The following is a 19,615-nucleotide window of genomic DNA, read 5'->3' as shown; positions in this document are numbered from 1 at the left end:
ACGTCGTGGGTTCCACCCACACGGGGCAAGAGGGGATCAACAGCAATTCCCTCTTGCATCTCCCTTGCCGCCCCAGACGGAGACGAAAGCCCCTCGGGCTTATGGATGAAATTGACTACCGCTTCAGACGCTCGATTTACATCCCTGTAAATCCCCCCTGCTCGGCTATCCTGCCTCACGCTCCTGAGCATTGCTTCGCAATAGTCGCCCATGATTCGACTGAAGCTAGCTCGACATCCATGTCTCGCTCACGTCATTTCATCCAACACCTCTCGGCGTCTCCGATGGGGATAAGGTGTAATCCGCAGCCCCGAGTAACTAACTCAGGGACATTAGTTACTTGAGGGGCGAGGGAATTAACGCCTAACGTCATCCGCATTTTTGGAGTGGAGTCATTCATACTAAAATGAGCGGAGCGAATGCATGAATGGCGGAACGGAAAAAATGTCGGCCGCACGTTTTTGTTATGTTTTTCAACGCAATGTGCATAAGACATTTAATAACTCATACAATTTAGTTCGAATTATCTAGTTTATCCTAAATTTCTTGGGACTATTTCTAAAGCTTCTTCAAAGCTCCAACCTAGCTTCCTTCTAGCACTAACCTTCTTTGAAGAAATATCGTGTTCTCTTGCTGCTTCTTCTTGAGACTTATATATCACTTTCCTACCCTCGATATTGACGGTAATTTCCTTTTTCTCAAATTTATTCTTTGGTTGGACCTCTAAACCAATCGCCTGATTAATGCTCCACCCTCTGTCTATTCGTTTTTGAACCGTTGACCAGCGCTTGAACCCAAAATGTTTAGCAGCCTCAGATTTCGAACGGAACTTCATCAATTCGCCATTAACTTCCAACTCAAACTCGTGGCTGGGATGAACCCATTTATTCGGAGGCACCAACTCAACTGCTTGTTCAGGAGTCCAATTCAATTTAACTATGCGTTGCATAACTGTTGCAACTGGCAAATTAAAATATCTCGCTAGCTCACCTATTGAACTGAACTTCTTAGTTTCATTTTCATGAAATATTTTAATTTCACGGCCAGCATATTTATGCGATTTCGGCGGTTTCTCGATTTCTAAGGCCTGTTCTATACCCCAACCATATCGTAGACGATCCAAAACCAACCTCTCTTTAAGGCCAAAATCTCTTGCTGCATCAGCTATAGACAAGTATCTTTTTCCTTCAACGGTAACAGGACTACCGCTGTTCACACCACTTCCCCCCCGATTGAGATTATAGCCCTCGGGTGCGATTGTCTTAAGTGTTTTAATCCAGTACCGTTCTAGTTTATTCAATTCATCATGAGAACTAGCTTCATCAATTTTCTGTATTTCAAATTTATCCGAGCCATATCGCAATATTGCAGCAGATAGAGACTTCCTACTAGGATTATTGATCTTACTGGCGTACTTGACATGCCCCTCCCACCGAGCATTTATTTTTTGCATGGTTTGCCCTACGTATCTTTTCCCATTAATATTGTTGGTAATCAGATATAGATACCCAAAACATCTCTTCATATGCTTAGGTGGTGGAACAAGCTCTAAAGCCTGCTTTATATTCCATCCTCTACCGTTCAGCCTCCCAAAAACCAGAAACTCATTTAGACCATGAGCGTGTGCGGCGCTTGAAATAGATTCATAACTATATTTCTTTCCCTTTATAAAAAACTCCACTCGCTTCCTGTTATGCGCCTTCCTTTTCTCCCTGGGAGTTAGCCCTAGAGCTTCTTCAATACTCCATCCATGCGCATTAATTCTTGAGCGCACAATTTTTGGTTCAAGGCCATGATCTAGTGCTGCGTCTTTTATTGTCGCATACTCTTTCCCACCAAATTCACGTGAAACCTTGACAGCGACCCGACGGGCGGGCATTTTTTTCGGCGGATCTTCCAACTCAAGGGACTGCTCTAAAGTCCAACCGCCATCAATTCTTCCTTGTACTAGTTTTGGATTTAAACCATAACTTCTAGCGGCGTCACTTAGACTGCAAAAGACTTCGCCATCGACCGTCAATCTTCGTTTAGCCACTAGAATCTCCAAACTTCGGAAGTATAACCTTTGTATAGTGTGCATGCTCGTTTGTCACATCAGACCAGTGCAAGCCGCGCCGCTGTTTTGACAAATTATTCAACAAGTTAGAAATAGAAATCCAGATTAAATTTTAAGCAAAAGCGTACCAGCACATTATCTGCCTCTCTGTTGCCTGTTATCTACATTTCAAGACGTCATAAAGCACTGATTTTATAGATCATTAAATGTTTTCACTCACGAAAACCGTACCATATTTGATGACAAACCGTGCCACGCACAGCGAAAGTAACTTTGGGGCATTTACGAGTTGGAGGAATAAACCATTCCCCATCGGTGCCGCCGACGACTGCATGGATGCAGGAGGTAGGACGAAGCAGGATGCCAGAGTCGAAGAACGTTGGTGAAAATCGCGTGGCTTCGACATGGATGTCGAAGCAGGCTCAGTCGAATCATGGGCGACTATTGCGAAGCAATGCTCAAGAGCGCGAGACAGGATAGCCGAGCTGGGGGGATTTACAGGGATGTAAATCGAGCGTCTGAGCCGATAGCTATTTTCATCATAAGTTCGAGGAGTTTTCGGCACCGTCTGGGGCGGCAGGGGGGTTGCAAAGGGGGCGAAGCCGCCTAGTCCCCTTTGCCCGGGGGGGGGGGGTTGGAGACCCACAACTTTCTATCGCCGGATCGGCGATTCATCTGCTCCCACGACAAGTGGAAACAACTTAACCCGCTGGCAAGCAGCATGTCCCGCAGCACCAACAATAAGACCGACACGTCCAGTGTCTCAAAATCCGTACACTCTATTCTCAAGCCAAAAACAACATCAAATCACCAACATGGTATCATTGCGCGCCAACAGGGCATTGCCAACGCCACCGCACAGTGACATGCAATAAGCACAGTTATTGCAGTCACCACCGCAAGGCGACATGCGATGAACGCTATCATTGCAACCAATGCCACCATCTGTACCCAAAAACATATAAAACCCTGAGTAAGGAGTGAACATGCAACCTTTGGTAGCTGTTGTCATGGGATCAAAGAGTGATTGGCCCACCATGCAGGCCGCGGCTGAGATTATGGATAAGCTGCAGGTCCCCTATCATGTGGAAGTGGTCTCCGCCCACCGCACCCCGGATAAGCTGATGAGCTTTGCCGAAACAGCCGCAGACAAAGGATTTCAGGTGATTATTGGTGGCGCCGGTGGCGCAGCCCACCTGCCGGGCATGATTGCCTCCAAGACCCGCCTGCCGGTGCTGGGCGTGCCGGTGCAAAGCAAGGCGCTGTCCGGCATGGACAGTCTGCTGTCGATTGTGCAGATGCCCAAAGGCGTGGCCGTCGGCACTCTGGCGATCGGCACTGCCGGCGCCTTCAACGCAGGCCTGCTGGCCTGTCAGATACTGGCCAATCACGACCCGGCGCTGGCGCAGCGCATTGACGCCTTCAGAGCCGAGCAGACCCAGAGCGTACTGGAAAACCCCGATCCGCGAGAGGAGTAACCCATGAGCTCAGTAAACATGAGTACGCCTAAGATCTGGGTATTGGGTGATGGCCAGCTCGGTGCCATGATGCGTCACGCGGGCATGCCGCTGGCGCTGGATGTGCGTCCGGTAGACATTATGTCACCCACTGACGAAAAGCTGCCGCTGGCCGCTGATGACATTATTACCGCCGAGCGCGAGCAGTGGCCGGAATCCAGCCTGAGCCGGCAGCTGAGCGAACACCCGAATTTTATCAATGGTCCGGTATTTGGCCGACTGGCAGACAGATTCACCCAAAAGAGCCTGCTGGATGAGCTGGCCGTCGCCACTGCCCCCTGGGCACTGGTTGACACTGACATCACTGAAGCCACGTTGCACAGCCGTTTTGGCGAGCGGGTACTGCTCAAGCGCCGCACCGGCGGCTATGACGGCAAGGGTCAGCACTGGCTGAAACAAACTGAAAACACCGCCATTCCTGCCGACTGGCGCCATGAGGCGATTGCCGAGCAGGCGATCAACTTCGATGAAGAAGTCTCTCTGGTGGGCTGTCGCAGTGCCGATGGTCAGTGCCATTTCTACCCGCTGGCGCTGAATCTGCATCAGGATGGCATTCTGATTGCGTCCATCAGTCCGCTCAATCGGCTGGAACATCTGCAGTCTCAGGCGCAGGAAATGCTGGCGAAGATCATGACGGCGCTGGAGTATGTCGGCGTGATGGCGATGGAGTGTTTCCGCGTAGGCGATCACCTGCTGGTCAATGAGCTGGCCCCCCGGGTACACAATTCAGGCCACTGGACCCAGGCCGGCTGTCATATCAGCCAGTTTGAACTGCACCTGCGGGCGCTGGCGCACCTGCCGATCCCTGAGCTGAAGCCCGCCCTGCCCATCGCCATGGTGAATCTGATTGGGGTTGAGCGTGATGATCACTGGCTGTCGCTGCCAGGCGCTGAACTTTACTGGTACAACAAAGAAGTGCGCCCCGGCCGCAAGGTTGGTCATTTGAATCTGGATGCCTCAGACAAGCAACAGATCCTCAGCGCGCTCAGTTCGCTGCAGGGCTGGATGCCGGCGCAGTATCAGGCTCCTTTGTCCTGGATGGCGGACGAGTTGAAGTAATCGTTTTAATTTGCGAACAAGCAGCGCCGGGCGCTGCTTTTTTTTGACCGCTTTCCCGCTACCTTAGCCAAAAGTGTGCAGCACATCATGCTTAACTACTGCATCGACACGCCACACAACGCTATAATTGCTGGTTTTACACCCCAATTCATCAGCGGATTATTCTTGAACAAGCACAATCTCCACCCCGTCAAAACCAGGTACAACGACCTGCGCCATCACCTGTTTTATCTGGTGACCCCACTGGCAATCTTCGTCAGCCTGTTTTTGTCTGTGCTTGGCCCGCAAAATACCCCCTGGGGACTGCTGAGCTGTGCTGTACTGGCATACATTCTGTGCTGGGTGATGGACTATGTTGTGTGTCAGCGCAAGCTGAAGGATATCTGTCAGCATCTGGAAAAGGTGGTGCAGGTCAACCAAACCACCTATGACCTGATGGGCATGTCCAGCCACTATGAAAATGAGCAGGACTTTCTCGATGCACTACTCAGACGCTCAGTGGACCTGGTGCCCGGCGCCGAGATGGGCTGCATTCTGCTGCTGAATAAGGACAACCGGCTGACCTATCAGACGGCGATTGGCATGAATCTTCGGGCACTGCAGACGGTTGAACTGCCACTGGCAAATTCATTCGCCCACTATTTTACCCGTGGACAGTGTGATCGGGCGGTGATTATCAACGATCTCACCACCCTCAACGCAGGCCGTGGCATGAATTCCACCATCCTGAAAACTATCCATTCAGCCACCGACAAGCCGATCCTCTCAACGTTGTCGTCGCCCATTTATATCGATGGCAAGTTGTATGGCATGCTTAATCTGGACAGCAGCCGACGCAATGCTTTTGGCAGCTATGATCTGTCGCTGGCAACCATACTGACCCATGAAGCCTGTCATGCCATTACCCTGTTTCATAAGTCTATCCAGATCCGCAATCTCGCCAGCCGTGATTGTCTGACCGGGCTGTATAACCGCAGTCACTTCGAGAAGCTGGTCCATACCTGGCAACAACAATCCAGCGAAGACTGGCAATTGGTGGTGATCGACATGGACAATCTCAAGCCACTCAATGACCACTATGGTCATCAGGCGGGGGATGCGGCGCTGATCAAACTGGCCAATGCCCTGCGCGATGAGTGGGGGAGCAGCACGCCTATCGCCCGTTTCGGCGGAGATGAGTTTGTCGCGCTGCGCCGGGGCAATGCCGCATCCGTGCAGCGGGAGCTGGAAAATATCCGTCAGTCACTGACGCTGCAGGCGGGTTATACCGTGCAGTTCAGTGCGGGTCTGGCGCCTTTTATCAATAACTGGAATAAGGCCTTTAAACAGGCAGACAAGGCCATGTACGCACAAAAGCGATTGCTGAAAGCCTCCCTGTCGGCGAGCCAGGTGGCGCTGGGCTGACGACCTGAGGTGAGGCGTTGTGGCCGGGTAACAGTGCGCCGGTTTTCAACCCGGTACGGCACCTGCTGCCGGGCCAGGTCGGTTCAGCGAAACAGGTTCAGGCCAGCTCAAAGGATTCGACGCCGTCAAACCAGCGCAAACCAGCCCTACCCACTCATCCTCACAGACAAAAAACACCACCGCCGATGGCAGTGGTGTAAAGCGCGGACAGATACGCCCCGTCCGGATACCTGTGGTGACGGGCGCAGCGCAATCGAGCAGAAATGCAGCCCGGCTCAGCCAAAAAACAGCCGCCACAGCCAGGATCTGTCGAGATCTTCCTTGCACTGGTTGTATTGGGCGGCATAGCGACGGGAGCGCTCATCCACCTTGGCAGCCACGTTAATCAGCCATTTCTTGGACTTATAGCTGCCCCGTTTGTAACCACCCCAGCCTTCGTGATAATTCAGATACTGATTGCGGGCATCCCACTTGCTGACGCCATTGATTTTATGGCTCTTGTAGATAAACCAGCCCATAAAATCCATGGCATCGTCAAAGTCAGAGCGGCTCGACCAGGAGTTACCCGTTTCCCGGGTATAGTCATCCCAGGTGATGGTTTTGGCCTGGGCATAGCCATAGGCACTGCTGGCCCGACCGATAGGGATAAAGCCCAGAAAGTACTCCATCGGTGGCGCAGCATTGTGTTTGAACGAGCTTTCCTGATACATGATCGCCATCGGCACATGCACAGGCACGCCCCACTTCTCCCGGGTATTTTTGGCAGCATCGTACCAATCCCGGTGCTCACTGAAGATGGCACAGATATTCTCCGGCTCCCGCGGAGGTGAGTTGGCACAACCGGCCAGTTGCAAAATGCCCAGCAGCAACAGGGCCCGCATTATCCAATTCATGTTGTCGACATACTCCGGCTTAAATGGTGGTTTGATTTCACACTATTGGGATTGGTGGCTGCATTTTCGATTAGTTTCACAAAGGCGACCGGTTCATGCAAACCTGTGGCTGAATAACTTGGTGGAAATCATAAAAAAACCCGAAGTTTCCCCCGGGTTTCATGGCAGACGCGTCGAGCCCTGACAGGTTATTCAGCTTTGGGCAGGCGGCACTGCGCCTTGTCGGTTTGCCAGATCACCGGCTCCCAAAAGCCTTCATCCTGCCGATCAGCACGGTATTTGGCGGCCAGATGCAACTGCTCTCCCGCCTGCAGATTGACCGACAGCGTCTTGGTCTTGCGGGCGGTCAGAGGCACGTCCATGCCGGGCGCATGAATAAGCTCTACCATAGTCAGCTCATAACGGCCGGGCGCAAGAATATAATTGGGTTTGGAGATCACCGGCTTGCCATCGATATGGGTGATCAGCGCCCGGTACAGCTGCCCGGATGCCGGTGGCACCAGATATTCGGACAGACGTCCGCAATCATCGGCCGCTGGCGCCTCGCTGGCGCAACCGCTCAGGCCCAGAATGCTGATCCCCAAAGCGCCCGTGGCAAGCGCTTTCAGTCCCGGAAGATGTGGTATTAACGGTAATTTCCGAAAGCAGATATCGACAGCCATACTCACCTGCGGATATCCCTGAAATAGTCATCCAGAAACGTATCGAAGCTGACACTGTCCGCCGCTTCGATATCGGCCTGACGCGCCAGAGATGCCTGTGCTTCCTGTTGATAATCAGCCAATTGCGCCTCGGTTAATGGATAGCCGCGCAGATATTGACCATACTCGCGGGCCAGTCCCATCACCCAGCGACCATGGCTCATGCCCGGCGCACTGACAGCAGCCATCACCCGTCCGGACAGGGTTTTGCCGGGATCGTCAATGGCTGCGCGCCACTGCGTCAGGGCATCATGATAAGCATTGTCTGAACTGTCCAGCAGGCCTGCCAGCTGCGCCAGCGCATCGAAAATGTCACTGGCCCAGGCGTTCAGAGACACAGCTTCGCCATTGCGCTGCAGCATCAATTCAGGGTTGCGGCCATCAAGCACCACCTGATTGAGGTTGGCTGCGACCTCCTGCTCCTGTTTGGCATCACAGGGCGCAGAGGGCGACAACAGGCAGTAGAGCAAAAACAGATCCAGGAAGCGGATTTGACTTGCCTCAATGCCCACAGGGCTGAAAGGGTTCACATCCAGCGCCCGCACCTCAATGTACTCCACGCCGCCGCGGGCCAGCGCATCGGAAGGCTTCTCTCCGCTGCGGGTCACTCGCTTGGCGCGGATAGGCGCATAAAATTCATTTTCAATCTGCAGGATGTTGTCATTGAGCTGACGATACTCACCGTCCACCTTCACGCCGATGCGGGCGAACTTCTCTGACGGCATACGGATCGCGGCGCGAATACCATTTAAATACTCGCCCAGGGAGTTGTAGCTGATATTCAGATTGTCCTGCTCATGATTGGTGTACCCCAAATCGCTCATCCGCAGCGAAGTGGCATACGGCAGATACAAGGTGCCTTCGGCGGTACGTTTGAACGGCAATTCCGATTCCCGCCCCTGCACAAAGGAGTGGCAAATCGCCGGTGACGCACCAAATAGATAAGGCAGCAGCCACACCATGCGCCGGTAATTGCGAATTAGCCCAAAGTAACCTTCGGAGATAAAATCCTGCAGACTCAGTGACTTGCTACTGCGCTCATAGAGCAACTGCCAAAGTTCAGCGGACACGGAGAAGTTGAAATGCACACCGGAGATAATCTGCATCAGCGCGCCATAGCGATAGGTTAACCCCTTGCGGTACAGGGTTTTCATGCGGCCAATATTGGAGCGGCCATACTGGGCGATACGGATATCCGCCTCGTCACCCACATAGCAGGGCATGCTCACCGGCCACAGTTGCTGCTCACCTAACTGTTTGAGTGAAAACGCATGGGTCTGGGTCAGTCCTTGCAGCAGGTCATCGACACTGTCACTGACCGGGGTAATAAATTCCAGCAGGGATTCGCTGTAATCCGTGGTAATGCGGGAGTGCGTCAGAGCACTGCCCAGCGCTTTGGGATGGTCATCCCCCGCCAGAACACCGTCAGGCGTTATACGCAGCGCTTCGCGCTCTATCCCTCTGTGGATCCCCGCCAGGGCGGCACGCCCGGCATCAGTGCCAAGATAATCCAGCAACGCATTGAATGACTTCAAGTTAACCTTCTCTTTTGTGGGGTCCATCGACACAGCTATGCCTGCAAACAGGCGTGCACATGAACCAGCGCAATGCTTCAAAATATAAGCAACAGACACGCCCGGCAAGGATTTCCATTCAAATGAAAAGTAAAAAATTTCTCACCGGCAAAAAACGCTGTAAGGCGGTCTAAAAACAGACGGCGACAGTGCATGACTGTCGCCGTCCGGGGGAAGAACGTCACGTCCGCTTCCCGAAATATATGGGCAATGATAATGATTACAATGCCCGGCGCAAACTTTTATGGTTTAGGCATTAACCGCTGATTACTGAATCACCTTCACCGGATAGCCAAGCGCCTTGAGACCCGGCTCAATGCTGGCTTTGTCTCCCACTACCAGCATCACCATGTCATTGATGTCCAGCTGCTCAGCGGCCAGCTTATCCAGCTCGGCCTTGCTGATGGAGTCGATGATCTTCGCCTGCTCAGTGGTGTAGTCAGGGCTCAGCTGATAATGCTGAATGGAGCGAATGAAACCGGCCTTTTGATAGGGCGTTTCATAGTCCAGTGCCTTGCTCTGGGACACAGAACTGCGCATAAATGCCAGCTCATCCCCGGTGATGCCCTGTGTGCGGTACTGCTCCAGCTCGCGGATAAACTCCACCAGTGACTTATCCGTAACGTCACTGCGCACATTGGCATAGGCCACAAAGGTACCGGAATCCTTATCGCCATTGAAGAAGGTCCGAGCGCCATAGGTATAGCCTTTGTCTTCCCGCAGGTTCAGGTTAATCCGGCTGTTGAATGCGCCGCCCAGTGGATAATTCATCAAATCGGCCTTGAAGTAATCGCCGGTGGCATCAAATGGCAGGGCCCGCTTGCCTATCATAATCACAGACTGCGCAGCGCCCGGCTTATCCAATATGTAAATGGTGCCGCCTTCCAGTTTGGGCAGTGGCCGGGACGCCGGCTCAGGTGTGGCCTTGCCCTGCCATTTGGCCAAAGGCGCCAGCTGCGGCAGGATTTCTTCCTCTTTGAGGTTGGAGACCACCACAATCTGGGCGTTACCTGCCCGATATTGCTCTTCGTAGAAGGCTTTGACGTCGTCCAGTGTCAGGCCACTGACGGTTTCCAGTGTACCTTCAGCACTGACTCCTTTGGCGTTATCGGCGCCATACATAAGTTTGGCAAACGCGGTGCGGGCCAGATAATCCGGCTCGTTGAGCTGATGCTGCAACCCCTGCAACTGTTGCTGCTTGAGACGCTCAAAATCCGCTTCGGTAAACCCTGGCTCAAACAATTTTTCCTGCAGAATCGCCATGGTCTGGGGCAACTTGTCGGTCAGGGCGGACAATTTGATATAACTCTGGTTACCGCTGGCACCGAAACTGACCTGAGAACCAAGCATTTCCAGCGCCTGAGTCAGTTCTTCTGAGCTGCGTTTGGCAGAGGATTCATTCATCATGGCGGCAGTCAGGGATGCCAGACCAGCCTTGCTCACCGGCTCCAGAGCGTGACCGCCGTTGAGATAGACCAGCAGCTCAACCGTAGGGGTTTCATCGCTTTCAGTGCCCATGACCTCGATGCCATTGGCCAGTTCACCACGCCACAGGGCAGGCACTGTCATCACAGGTGCATCGGTGGCCGATGGTCGCACGGAGCGATCGAAACTGGACACAGCCGCGTCAGCAACCTTGACCGTATCATCGGTCACCACAGGCGTTTGCCGTTGCGGCGTAAAATTATCGGCATGGGCGATTAGCTGAGTCTGTCCCTTGGGCACCACACTCATTACCACTGCCGGTTTGCCTTTGATGTACTCATTAAACACCCGCATCACATCGGCTTTGGTCACGCTGGAGTAACGCTTGAGATCCTCAGCAATGATGTCGGGATTGTCAAAGAAGGTCTGGTTATAGGCCAGCTTGGAGACTTTTCCGCGCACACTCTGCAACCCGAAAATGGTATCGGCCTCAAACTGCACCTTGGCCTTTTGCAGATCTTCGTCGGTCACGCCGCGGGTTTCAAACTCGGCGATGGACTCGTTGATCCGTTTTTCGATATCGGCAAGCGAGCCACCTTTGGCGGGATTGGCCAGCGCATAGATAGACATCTGACAGGACAGCTCCTGACAGGGATGGCTCACGCCGGCCTGCACAGCATAGCCATCTTTCACCAGATTTTTGTACATCAGCGAGGTCTGCCCACCACCCAGAATACTGGAGAGCAGATCCAGCGCCGCTTCGTCCTGATGACGGGCATACACAGTGGGGAAACCGATGCGGATAAGCGGCAGATGTACCGCATCCTCCATCGAGATATAACGGGTCTTGTCCAGAGTGACCGGCGTCCTGGGCATATCCTTCACTTCCGGACCACGGGGAATATCGCCGAAGTACTTATTCACCCACGCCAGAGTTTGGGCCTCATCAAAGTTGCCGCCTATGGTCAGGGTCGCATTGTTGGGACCATACCAGCGGCTGAAGAAGGCACGGACGTCATCGACATCAGCCCGCTCGAGATCCTCCGGCCAACCGATAACCGGCCAGGAATAAGGGTGTCCCTTGGGATAGAAAGCTTCGGAAAAACGCTCATTCATGCGCCCGTAAGGACGATTGTCGACCCGCTGGGCCCGCTCGTTTTTCACGGTCTCGCGCTGAATCTCAAATTTTTGTGCAGTCAGCGCCGGCAGGAAATAGCCCATGCGATCGGACTCCAGCCACAGCATTTTTTCCAGCTGATTGCTGGGTACCGTCTCAAAATAGTTGGTTCTGTCGGAGTTAGTGGTGCCGTTCAGACTGCCACCGGCTTCAGTGACTATCTTGAAGTGTTCTTCATCGGCGACATTCTGTGATCCCTGGAACATCATATGTTCAAACAGGTGGGCGAAGCCGCTCTTGCCCGGCACTTCGCGGGCTGAGCCAACATGGTAAGTGACATCCACATGCACCAGCGGATCTGATTTGTCTTCGTGCAGCACTACCGTCAGGCCATTGGCCAGCTGATATTTCTTGTAGGGAATGCTGATCCCCTGTGACTGCTCCACGCTGGACTCAATCAGCTTAACGCCCGCAGGCAAACGGCTGGTTTGGGTATCGGCGGCACAACCCGCCAGTGCTGCAGAAACTGCTGCAGCCAATATCAATCGCTTCACTGATTTCTCCTTCTTGCTCTTCATTCCCTGAGACAGGGCGCAGGCCCCGAGGTTCCGGCTCACTTCCGTGATGAGGATAAAACATCGTCTGTTGATTCCCGTCCGCGTCTGACTGTGGCCAGAAAAAGAGCGAGACGCGGCGCAGGTGGCGGCTTGTCACCCGACGCCAAGGATACTAAATCACGGGTTTTGGTCACAACAACCAAAAAATTGTTAGCTCCAATGTAAGACCGCCGCAGTAACAAGCAGATAGCGCAGTGTCTTGCCGACAAAGAACAGTACAACAGAAGGCAGCAACGGCAATCTCAGCCAGCCGGCCAGCACGCACAACAGATCGCCGATAACCGGCGCCCAGGCCAGCAATAAACTCCACACCCCGTATTTTTGCACCAGTCGCAGCGACCTTTGATAGCGTGAACTGGCAAGCTGCTCCGGAGTTTTCGCCATTCGCCCAAACCACCCCAAAGCAAAACTGGTCAGGGACCCCAGAGTATTGCCGACCGACGCCGCCAGCCACAGCGCCAGCCAGTCTGTTGGTGTGTTGGCCAGCAACGCAGCCAGCAAAACTTCTGAGCCGCCGGGCAACAGGGTGGCGGCGAGAAAAGCACCGCTGAACATCAACCACAGGCTTTCCATCAATATGCAACCTGCCTAAAAAACATACCACTTGGCATCGAACTGACTGTCATTAACATAATCAAAACAAACTCACTTATTACAATAAGTTATATTAAAAACGATTTGTTTCCCATCTCAGACTATCTATACAATGCTGAAAACCTTGTAAGACTCCGGGTTGAGTAACACCTTGTTGCTTTGTGGATGGCGCTGTCCGCCTCTGCCTGTCGTCTTTGACGACAAAACCTTAAGCTGGAAGTGAACCTGATATGATCCAAATAATTAAACGTATTCCATTTTGGCAACAAGTACTGGCGGGCTTTGCGCTGGGCGCAATCGTCGGTTTAATCTTTGGCCCACAGGCCGCTGCCCTGAAGCCTTTGGGTGACCTGTTTATCGCCGCCATCAAGATGCTGGTTGCACCTCTGGTATTCTGCGCCATTGTGGTCAGTATCACCTCTCTGGGTAACAGTGCCAATCTCAGGCGCCTGAGCATCAAAACCCTGGGCATGTTTATGCTGACCGGCACCATAGCCTCGCTGATAGGTCTGGCCGTGGGCTCAATGATCGACATGGGCGGCAGTATGGAGCTTGCCACCACGGAAGTGCGCGAGCGCAATGTGCCCGGTTTTGCTCAGGTGCTGCTGGACATGGTGCCGGTAAATCCCTTTGCCTCACTGGCCGAAGGTAAAGTGCTGCAGATTATCGTGTTCGCCGCACTGGTGGGCATCGCCATCAACACCGTGGGCCAAAAGGCTGATCCGCTCAAGAATACCATCCAGGCAGGTGCCGAGGTAATGTTTCAGTTAACCCGTATGGTGTTAAAACTGACTCCAATCGGGGTGTTTGGCTTGATGGCCTGGGTGATCGGCAAGTATGGACTGGAAACCCTGTTACCCCTGAGCAAATTCATCGGTGCCATCTACCTGGCTGCAATCATCCACATGGTGTTTGTCTATGGCGGCTTTGTAAAATTTCTGGCCAAACTCAGCCCGCTGCAGTTTTTCCGCAAGGCAATGCCGGCCCAGCTGATAGCCTTCACCACGGCTTCCAGCTTTGGCACCCTGCCTGCCACCACCCGCTGCACCGATGCCATGGGAGTCTCCAAACAGTACAGCGCCTTTGTGCTGCCGATGGGTGCAACCATGAACATGGATGGCTGTGGCGGTATCTATCCGGCCATTGCCGCTATCTTCATCGCGCAGATTTATGGTATTCCGCTGGATTTTACTGACTATGTATTGATTGCCGTGACCGCCACTGTGGCTTCCGTTGGCACCGCCGGCGTGCCGGGCAGCGCCATGGTGATGCTGACGGTAACGCTGGGCGCAGTGGGCCTGCCACTGGAAGGCATTGCCTTTATCGCCGCCATCGACCGGGTAATTGATATGATCCGTACCTGCACTAATGTCACCGGCGATATGATGACGGCGGTGGTCGTGGGTAAATCAGAAGGTCAGCTGGACGAAATCCAGTTCAACAGTAAAGAAGACGCCAGCCAGACAGCCAGTGCCTGATCCTGGTTCCATCAGAATGTAAAAAAGCGCCCGCGGGCGCTTTTTTTGTGTTCACAACTCAAGGCCTAACCGCCCAGCACGGCCAGCAACACCCCGGCGGCCACCGCACTGCCCAGCACCCCGGCCACATTTGGCCCCATGGCATGCATCAGCAGGAAGTTCTGCGAGTTAGCCTCCAGCCCCACCTTGTTGACCACCCGCGCCGCCATCGGCACCGCGGATACGCCTGCAGCGCCGATCAGCGGATTGACCTTGCCGCCGGACAATTTACACATCAGCTTAGCCATCAGCACCCCGGATGCCGTGCCTATGGCGAACGCGATGGCGCCCAGCACCAGGATCCCCAGAGTTTCCACATGCAGGAATTCATGGGCGGAAAGTTTCGAGCCTACGGCCAGTCCAAGGAAGATGGTGACCGTATTGATCAGCGCATTTTGCGCCGTATCTGACAGCCTGTCGACCACGCCGGATTCGCGCATCAGGTTGCCCAGGCAGAACATGCCCACCAATGGCGATGCGGCTGGCAGGAACAGAATGGTCAAGCCCAGAACCATCAGCGGAAACAGAATCTTTTCCGTTTGACTGACTTCCCGCAACTGCTCCATCTTGATTTTGCGCTCCGCCTCAGTGGTGAGCGCCTTCATGATGGGCGGCTGAATAATCGGCACCAAGGCCATGTAGGAGTATGCCGCCACGGCAATCGCGCCGAGCATATCCGGCGACAGCATGCTGGCCACAAAGATAGCCGTTGGTCCATCAGCGCCGCCAATAATGGCAATGGCCGCCGCATCCTTGAGGGTAAACTCAAACCCCGGTATCACATTCAGTCCAATGGCACCGAGCAGTGTGGCAAAAATACCAAACTGAGCCGCAGCGCCCAGCAGCAAGGTTTTGGGATTGGCGATCAGCGCGCCAAAGTCCGTCATTGCGCCTACGCCCATAAAGATCAACAGCGGAAAAATGCCGGTCTTGATGCCCACCTCATAGATGTAATACAGCAGGCCGCCCGGCTCAGTGAAACCGGCATTGGGAATGTTGGCCAGAATGGCACCAAAGCCAATGGGCAGCAGCAGTAAAGGTTCAAACTTTTTGACAATCGCCAGATACAGCAACAGTGCACCCACGGCCATCATCACCGCCTGCTGCCAGGTAAAGTGAGCGATACCCGTTTCGCCCATAAACGCCATCAATCCGTCCACGGCGCCCCCTTAAGCCAGAGCCAGAAGTTGGGAGCCTACACGCACGCTGTCCCCTTCTTTGACAAACAATTTGCAGATTACGCCATCACACACGGCGCGGATCTCGGTTTCCATCTTCATGGCTTCCAGAATGATGACCACATCACCTTCCTTCACCCTGTCACCGGCGGCGACATTGACCTTGAAGATATTGCCCGACAGCGGCGCACTCATTTCCGCACTGGCGGCCGTAGTCTGAGCCACATCAGCAACTTGCTGCGCGGCCCCGGCAACCTGCTTGGATGTCGCAACCGGTAACACTGCACTGATATCCCCGCCCGGGGTCACCTGCACCACAAAAGTTTCACCCTGAACATTCACTGTGTAGGTTTCACTGTCACCAGACACCACTGGCGCCGGTGCTGCCACATCCGCCTCAGAGCCCGGAGCTGGCTCAAAGGCAGCCGGATTTCCGCGGTTTTTCAGGAATTGCAGACCAATTTGCGGGAACAGGGCGTAGGTCAGCACATCATCATCGAACCCTTCGCCAATGCACAGACGCAGATTGTCGATGGCGGCCTTTTCGGCCAGTTCATTTTTAAGCCGTCCAAGTTCAGGCGCCAGCAGATCGGCCGGACGGCAACTGATGGCCTCATCCCCGGCCAGCACTCTGGCTTGTAATTCAGTATTCACGGGAGCCGGCGTGGCGCCATATTCGCCTTTGAGGACCCCTTCTGTCTCTTTGGTCATTGACTTATAGCGCTCGCCGGTGAGCACATTGATCACCGCCTGAGTGCCGACAATCTGTGAGGTCGGCGTGACCAGCGGCAGATAGCCCAGATCTTCGCGTACTCTTGGGATCTCTTCGAGCACCAGATCCAGCTTGTCTGATGCGCCCTGCTCCCTGAGCTGATTTTCCATATTGGTCAGCATGCCACCCGGCACCTGCGCCTTGAGAATTCGGGAGTCGATGCCCTTGAGCGCACCTTCAAATTTGGCGTACTTCTTGCGCACTTCGCGGAAATAAGCGGCGATCTCTTCCAGCAGATCCATGTCATAGCCGGTGGCGCGCTCTGTACCCTCAACCATAGCGACCACAGTTTCAGTGGCGGTATGACCATAGGTCTGACTCATGGAAGAGATGGCTGTATCCAGCACATCAATACCGGCCTCAATGGCCTTTTGGTAGGTGGCAGTACTCAGCCCTGTGGTGGCATGGCTGTGCATGGACACCAATAAATTGGTTTGCTGTTTCAGGCGGGAGATCAACTCATAGGCTTCCACAGGCTTGAGCAAGCCTGCCATGTCTTTGATACAGATAGAGTCGCAGCCCATGTCCTCAAGCCGCTTGGCCATCTCCAGCCAGTTGTGCAGGGTATGCACCGGACTGGTGGTATAGGAAATGGTACCCTGTGCATGACCGCCAACCTGCTTCACCGCTTTGACAGCCGTTTGCAGATTGCGCACATCATTCATCGCATCGAATATACGGAACACATCCACACCATTGGTCTTGGCGCGTTCGACGAAACGTTCGACCACATCATCGGCATAATGGCGGTATCCCAGCAGGTTCTGGCCCCGCAGCAACATCTGCTGTGGGGTATTGGGCATGGCTTGCTTGAGCAGGCGAATACGCTCCCAGGGATCTTCGCCCAGATAGCGAATACAGGCATCAAAGGTGGCGCCGCCCCAGGATTCCAGAGACCAAAAACCAACCTTATCCAGTTTGGCTGCGATGGGTAACATATCTTCGATGCGCAGGCGGGTGGCCAAAATGGATTGATGCGCGTCGCGCAGTGCAACATCGGTCAAGGCTAAAGCTCGGCTCATTGTTTTCTCCCTTGTTATTGTTCTGGCCGTTGTCAGTATTTGGCCTTGGTACGGTACTCATGAATTGCAGCTGTGATGGCAGCCAACACTCTGGGCTCAACCTGAGCAGGAGTAGCGCTGCGGGCACCACCTCCGGTTTGCGTCGCTGGCCTGGTGCGCTCTGTCTCAGTGTTCCCGGGTTTTGGGGCATAACGGGACGCAACCAGGTTGACGCCACCAATCAATATTCCCAAAAACAGAAACACCATAAACATCCCCACGGCCATAATGGCCAGCGCCACAGTTAATGACTCTGTTATGGTGTGCATCTCTTCCTCATTCAAAATTCAACTGTCACGCATAGCCAACAGTATTCACCCCGCCAACGTTTAACCCTCTTGGCAGAGGGAGCGCCAACAAAACTGAACGCATAAATATGATCACAAAACAGCTAACGACCATAACTAATCTATAACAAGAAAGCCAATGCGATGTAAATTGGTCAGACCAATATAAGCAAAACCAAACAACACTTGATATACAACGCTCAATTTAATACAGCCTTTATCTAAGATTCATCAATCACAAAGCTGAATTTGATGACAGAATCCAATTAAGTGAGTCCTAAATTGAATTCATATCTGCTATCGATGATGCAGTCGTCAAATAAGAGACTAAAAGCTTTAGGAGCTTTGTATGACTAATTATGCATTCCAGTCATTACTGATACAGATACCACACTGACACTGTGGATACCCGGCTGCCACAGGAAAATGACCCGCCAGTAATGACCTGAATAAGTGTTGTGGTGCACATCCCAAATACAGGGTATACCGGCGGACAATGCGTGCTGCACAGCAAGCAATAACCCAGGAACTGGCTTTGCAAACAACGACAACCGCGCAAACAGCAAAGGAAATGAAGGCTAAAGAAGGCTAAAGAAGGCTAAAGAAGGCTAAAGAAGGCTAAAAATGAAGAGTATAAGGGGACGATTAAATGCAGGGTCAACCGCAACAGCACTGGCAAAGTAAACCAGGGGTTGCGCACCATATCACTGTTTGGCCCGACTTATACCAATTTCATTTCATCGTTAATCTGTTTCAGCGGGAGTTCAATGCGCTTGAAACAAGGTCATTAACCACTCCCCGGCAACGGCTCCTGCGTTGCTCTACTTCCAGCATCCATGCAGTCGTGCGTTAATGACATTCACACTTTGATACCTCCTTGTACCAAAGCCAGTTCGACATCCTGTCTCTCGTTCGAGAGCGTATGGCTTATGCCATTCTCACCATCCTTGTGGCTTGCGAGCTGGCGAAGTCATAGTGGTGCTATGTCAAGAAGGCTGGCCGCAGTATCCAGTGCATTGAAACCCGCACAGCGTGAGCGTGTCAGGGCTCCTGCTTCTGTGTTGCATTACTCTCAAAGGGAGCCCCTTTAGTCAATCAATGCTCCTTGGATCAGAATCCCTGACACGCTCTGCATTGATCAAACTAATAATGACGTTGGTATAGATCCCAAGGGAGGCGAGTGAAGCTTAATGTGGCAGCTGCTGTGATGTGCGCAGATCAATCCCGGGAAGTGATCCAGATGTTAGTGCTAATGCCATAAGGCAAAAAACAGACGAAAAATGAAATAAAACAACATATTATAAAAATAACGCACAAAGAAAAACGCCCGTAACTTGCGTTACGGGCGTTCTCTGTATGGTGCGCATGGAAGGAGTCGAACCTCCGACCGCCTGGTTCGTAGCCAGGTACTCTATCCAGCTGAGCTACATGCGCTTTTTATTCATTGATTTCAAAGAAAGATGGTGCGCGTGGAAGGAGTCGAACCTCCGACCGCCTGGTTCGTAGCCAGGTACTCTATCCAGCTGAGCTACACGCGCGTTATCTTTGAAATAAATGGCGGAGAAGGAGGGATTCGAACCCTCGATGGGAGATAAAGCCCATACTCCCTTAGCAGGGGAGCGCCTTCGGCCACTCGGCCACCTCTCCGACTTAAAATGGTGCGCGTGGAAGGAGTCGAACCTCCGACCGCCTGGTTCGTAGCCAGGTACTCTATCCAGCTGAGCTACACGCGCAATAAATCAAGTCTAACGTTATTTTGGTGCGCATGGAAGGAGTCGAACCTCCGACCGCCTGGTTCGTAGCCAGGTACTCTATCCAGCTGAGCTACATGCGCATTTCAAAA

The 19,615-nt window shown here is 53.2% G+C and carries 13 protein-coding genes and 5 tRNA genes; 4 read left to right on the top strand and 14 right to left on the bottom strand.

Going from position 1 to position 19,615, the window contains the following annotated elements; translation table 11 throughout:
* Positions 1-532: 532 nt before the first annotated feature.
* Positions 533-2,035, bottom strand: a complete 1,503-nt coding sequence (locus ACRRUX_RS07470; RefSeq protein WP_432528757.1) for a GIY-YIG nuclease family protein — start codon at positions 2,033-2,035, stop codon at positions 533-535.
* 1,007 nt (positions 2,036-3,042) lie between these two features.
* Here ACRRUX_RS07470 and purE point away from each other — a divergent pair.
* From purE to ACRRUX_RS07455, 3 genes are all read left to right on the top strand, one after another.
* A complete protein-coding gene (gene purE, locus ACRRUX_RS07465; RefSeq protein ID WP_432528755.1) occupies positions 3,043-3,534 on the top strand; it encodes a 5-(carboxyamino)imidazole ribonucleotide mutase in 492 nt (163 codons plus the stop codon).
* Positions 3,535-3,537: 3 nt separating this feature from the next.
* Positions 3,538-4,632 carry a 5-(carboxyamino)imidazole ribonucleotide synthase gene (purK, locus tag ACRRUX_RS07460; RefSeq protein ID WP_432528753.1) on the top strand — a complete coding sequence of 365 codons (1,095 nt, stop codon included), beginning with the start codon at positions 3,538-3,540 and terminating at the stop codon, positions 4,630-4,632.
* 165 nt (positions 4,633-4,797) lie between these two features.
* Complete coding sequence (locus ACRRUX_RS07455) at positions 4,798-6,036, top strand: sensor domain-containing diguanylate cyclase (protein WP_432528751.1); 1,239 nt, start codon at positions 4,798-4,800, stop codon at positions 6,034-6,036.
* Positions 6,037-6,311: 275 nt separating this feature from the next.
* Here ACRRUX_RS07455 and ACRRUX_RS07450 read toward each other — a convergent pair whose 3' ends face one another.
* The 5 genes from ACRRUX_RS07450 to ACRRUX_RS07430 all read right to left on the bottom strand — a co-directional run bounded on the left by ACRRUX_RS07450 (position 6,312) and on the right by ACRRUX_RS07430 (position 12,936).
* Entirely contained in the window at positions 6,312-6,929 is a 618-nt protein-coding gene (locus ACRRUX_RS07450; RefSeq protein WP_432528749.1) for a hypothetical protein, read from the bottom strand.
* Between the two features lie 188 nt (positions 6,930-7,117).
* On the bottom strand, positions 7,118-7,591 hold the full coding sequence (locus ACRRUX_RS07445; RefSeq protein ID WP_432528775.1) for a hypothetical protein: 474 nt from the start codon (positions 7,589-7,591) through the stop codon (positions 7,118-7,120).
* Positions 7,592-7,593: 2 nt separating this feature from the next.
* Entirely contained in the window at positions 7,594-9,192 is a 1,599-nt protein-coding gene (gene gshA, locus ACRRUX_RS07440; RefSeq protein WP_432528747.1) for a glutamate--cysteine ligase, read from the bottom strand.
* 279 nt (positions 9,193-9,471) lie between these two features.
* Complete coding sequence (locus ACRRUX_RS07435) at positions 9,472-12,300, bottom strand: M16 family metallopeptidase (protein ID WP_432528745.1); 2,829 nt, start codon at positions 12,298-12,300, stop codon at positions 9,472-9,474.
* Positions 12,301-12,513: 213 nt separating this feature from the next.
* Positions 12,514-12,936, bottom strand: a complete 423-nt coding sequence (locus ACRRUX_RS07430; protein WP_432528743.1) for a YqaA family protein — start codon at positions 12,934-12,936, stop codon at positions 12,514-12,516.
* Between the two features lie 251 nt (positions 12,937-13,187).
* Between ACRRUX_RS07430 and ACRRUX_RS07425 the strand changes: the two genes are divergently transcribed.
* A complete protein-coding gene (locus ACRRUX_RS07425; protein WP_432528741.1) occupies positions 13,188-14,435 on the top strand; it encodes a dicarboxylate/amino acid:cation symporter in 1,248 nt (415 codons plus the stop codon).
* Positions 14,436-14,500: 65 nt separating this feature from the next.
* On the opposite strand, the gene ACRRUX_RS07420 is transcribed toward ACRRUX_RS07425, so the two are convergent.
* The 8 genes from ACRRUX_RS07420 to ACRRUX_RS07385 form a co-directional block, all read right to left on the bottom strand.
* Positions 14,501-15,634: a sodium ion-translocating decarboxylase subunit beta gene (locus tag ACRRUX_RS07420; RefSeq protein ID WP_432528739.1), complete on the bottom strand. Its 1,134-nt coding sequence runs from the start codon at positions 15,632-15,634 to the stop codon at positions 14,501-14,503.
* A gap of 9 nt (positions 15,635-15,643) precedes the next feature.
* The gene (gene oadA, locus ACRRUX_RS07415; RefSeq protein ID WP_432528737.1) at positions 15,644-17,446 is read right to left on the bottom strand and encodes a sodium-extruding oxaloacetate decarboxylase subunit alpha; all 1,803 of its coding nucleotides are present in this window, start codon (positions 17,444-17,446) and stop codon (positions 15,644-15,646) included.
* Between the two features lie 32 nt (positions 17,447-17,478).
* Positions 17,479-17,754 carry an OadG family protein gene (locus ACRRUX_RS07410; RefSeq protein ID WP_432528735.1) on the bottom strand — a complete coding sequence of 92 codons (276 nt, stop codon included), beginning with the start codon at positions 17,752-17,754 and terminating at the stop codon, positions 17,479-17,481.
* A gap of 1,375 nt (positions 17,755-19,129) precedes the next feature.
* Positions 19,130-19,206: transfer RNA gene (locus ACRRUX_RS07405), tRNA-Arg, on the bottom strand.
* A 27-nt stretch (positions 19,207-19,233) separates the two neighbouring features.
* Positions 19,234-19,310 (bottom strand) — tRNA-Arg (locus ACRRUX_RS07400).
* A gap of 17 nt (positions 19,311-19,327) precedes the next feature.
* Positions 19,328-19,419 (bottom strand) — tRNA-Ser (locus ACRRUX_RS07395).
* A gap of 9 nt (positions 19,420-19,428) precedes the next feature.
* A tRNA-Arg gene (locus ACRRUX_RS07390) sits at positions 19,429-19,505 on the bottom strand.
* A 24-nt stretch (positions 19,506-19,529) separates the two neighbouring features.
* Positions 19,530-19,606: transfer RNA gene (locus ACRRUX_RS07385), tRNA-Arg, on the bottom strand.
* Positions 19,607-19,615: the final 9 nt, after the last annotated feature.

Source organism: Shewanella sp. GXUN23E (assembly GCF_050865035.1).
GTDB lineage: Bacteria > Pseudomonadota > Gammaproteobacteria > Enterobacterales > Shewanellaceae > Shewanella.
This window is presented reverse-complemented; position numbering and strand designations above follow the sequence as displayed.

Excerpts from the sequence above, each read along its gene's own strand:
- ACRRUX_RS07450 (WP_432528749.1), bottom strand. The coding sequence starts at position 6,929 with ATGAATTGGATAATGCGGGCCCTGTTGCTGCTGGGCATTTTGCAACTG.
- purK (WP_432528753.1), top strand. The coding sequence starts at position 3,538 with ATGAGCTCAGTAAACATGAGTACGCCTAAGATCTGGGTATTGGGTGAT.
- ACRRUX_RS07410 (WP_432528735.1), bottom strand. The coding sequence starts at position 17,754 with ATGCACACCATAACAGAGTCATTAACTGTGGCGCTGGCCATTATGGCC.
- purE (WP_432528755.1), top strand. The coding sequence starts at position 3,043 with ATGCAACCTTTGGTAGCTGTTGTCATGGGATCAAAGAGTGATTGGCCC.
- ACRRUX_RS07445 (WP_432528775.1), bottom strand. The coding sequence starts at position 7,591 with ATGGCTGTCGATATCTGCTTTCGGAAATTACCGTTAATACCACATCTT.
- gshA (WP_432528747.1), bottom strand. The coding sequence starts at position 9,192 with ATGGACCCCACAAAAGAGAAGGTTAACTTGAAGTCATTCAATGCGTTG.
- oadA (WP_432528737.1), bottom strand. The coding sequence starts at position 17,446 with ATGAGCCGAGCTTTAGCCTTGACCGATGTTGCACTGCGCGACGCGCAT.
- ACRRUX_RS07425 (WP_432528741.1), top strand. The coding sequence starts at position 13,188 with ATGATCCAAATAATTAAACGTATTCCATTTTGGCAACAAGTACTGGCG.
- ACRRUX_RS07430 (WP_432528743.1), bottom strand. The coding sequence starts at position 12,936 with ATGGAAAGCCTGTGGTTGATGTTCAGCGGTGCTTTTCTCGCCGCCACC.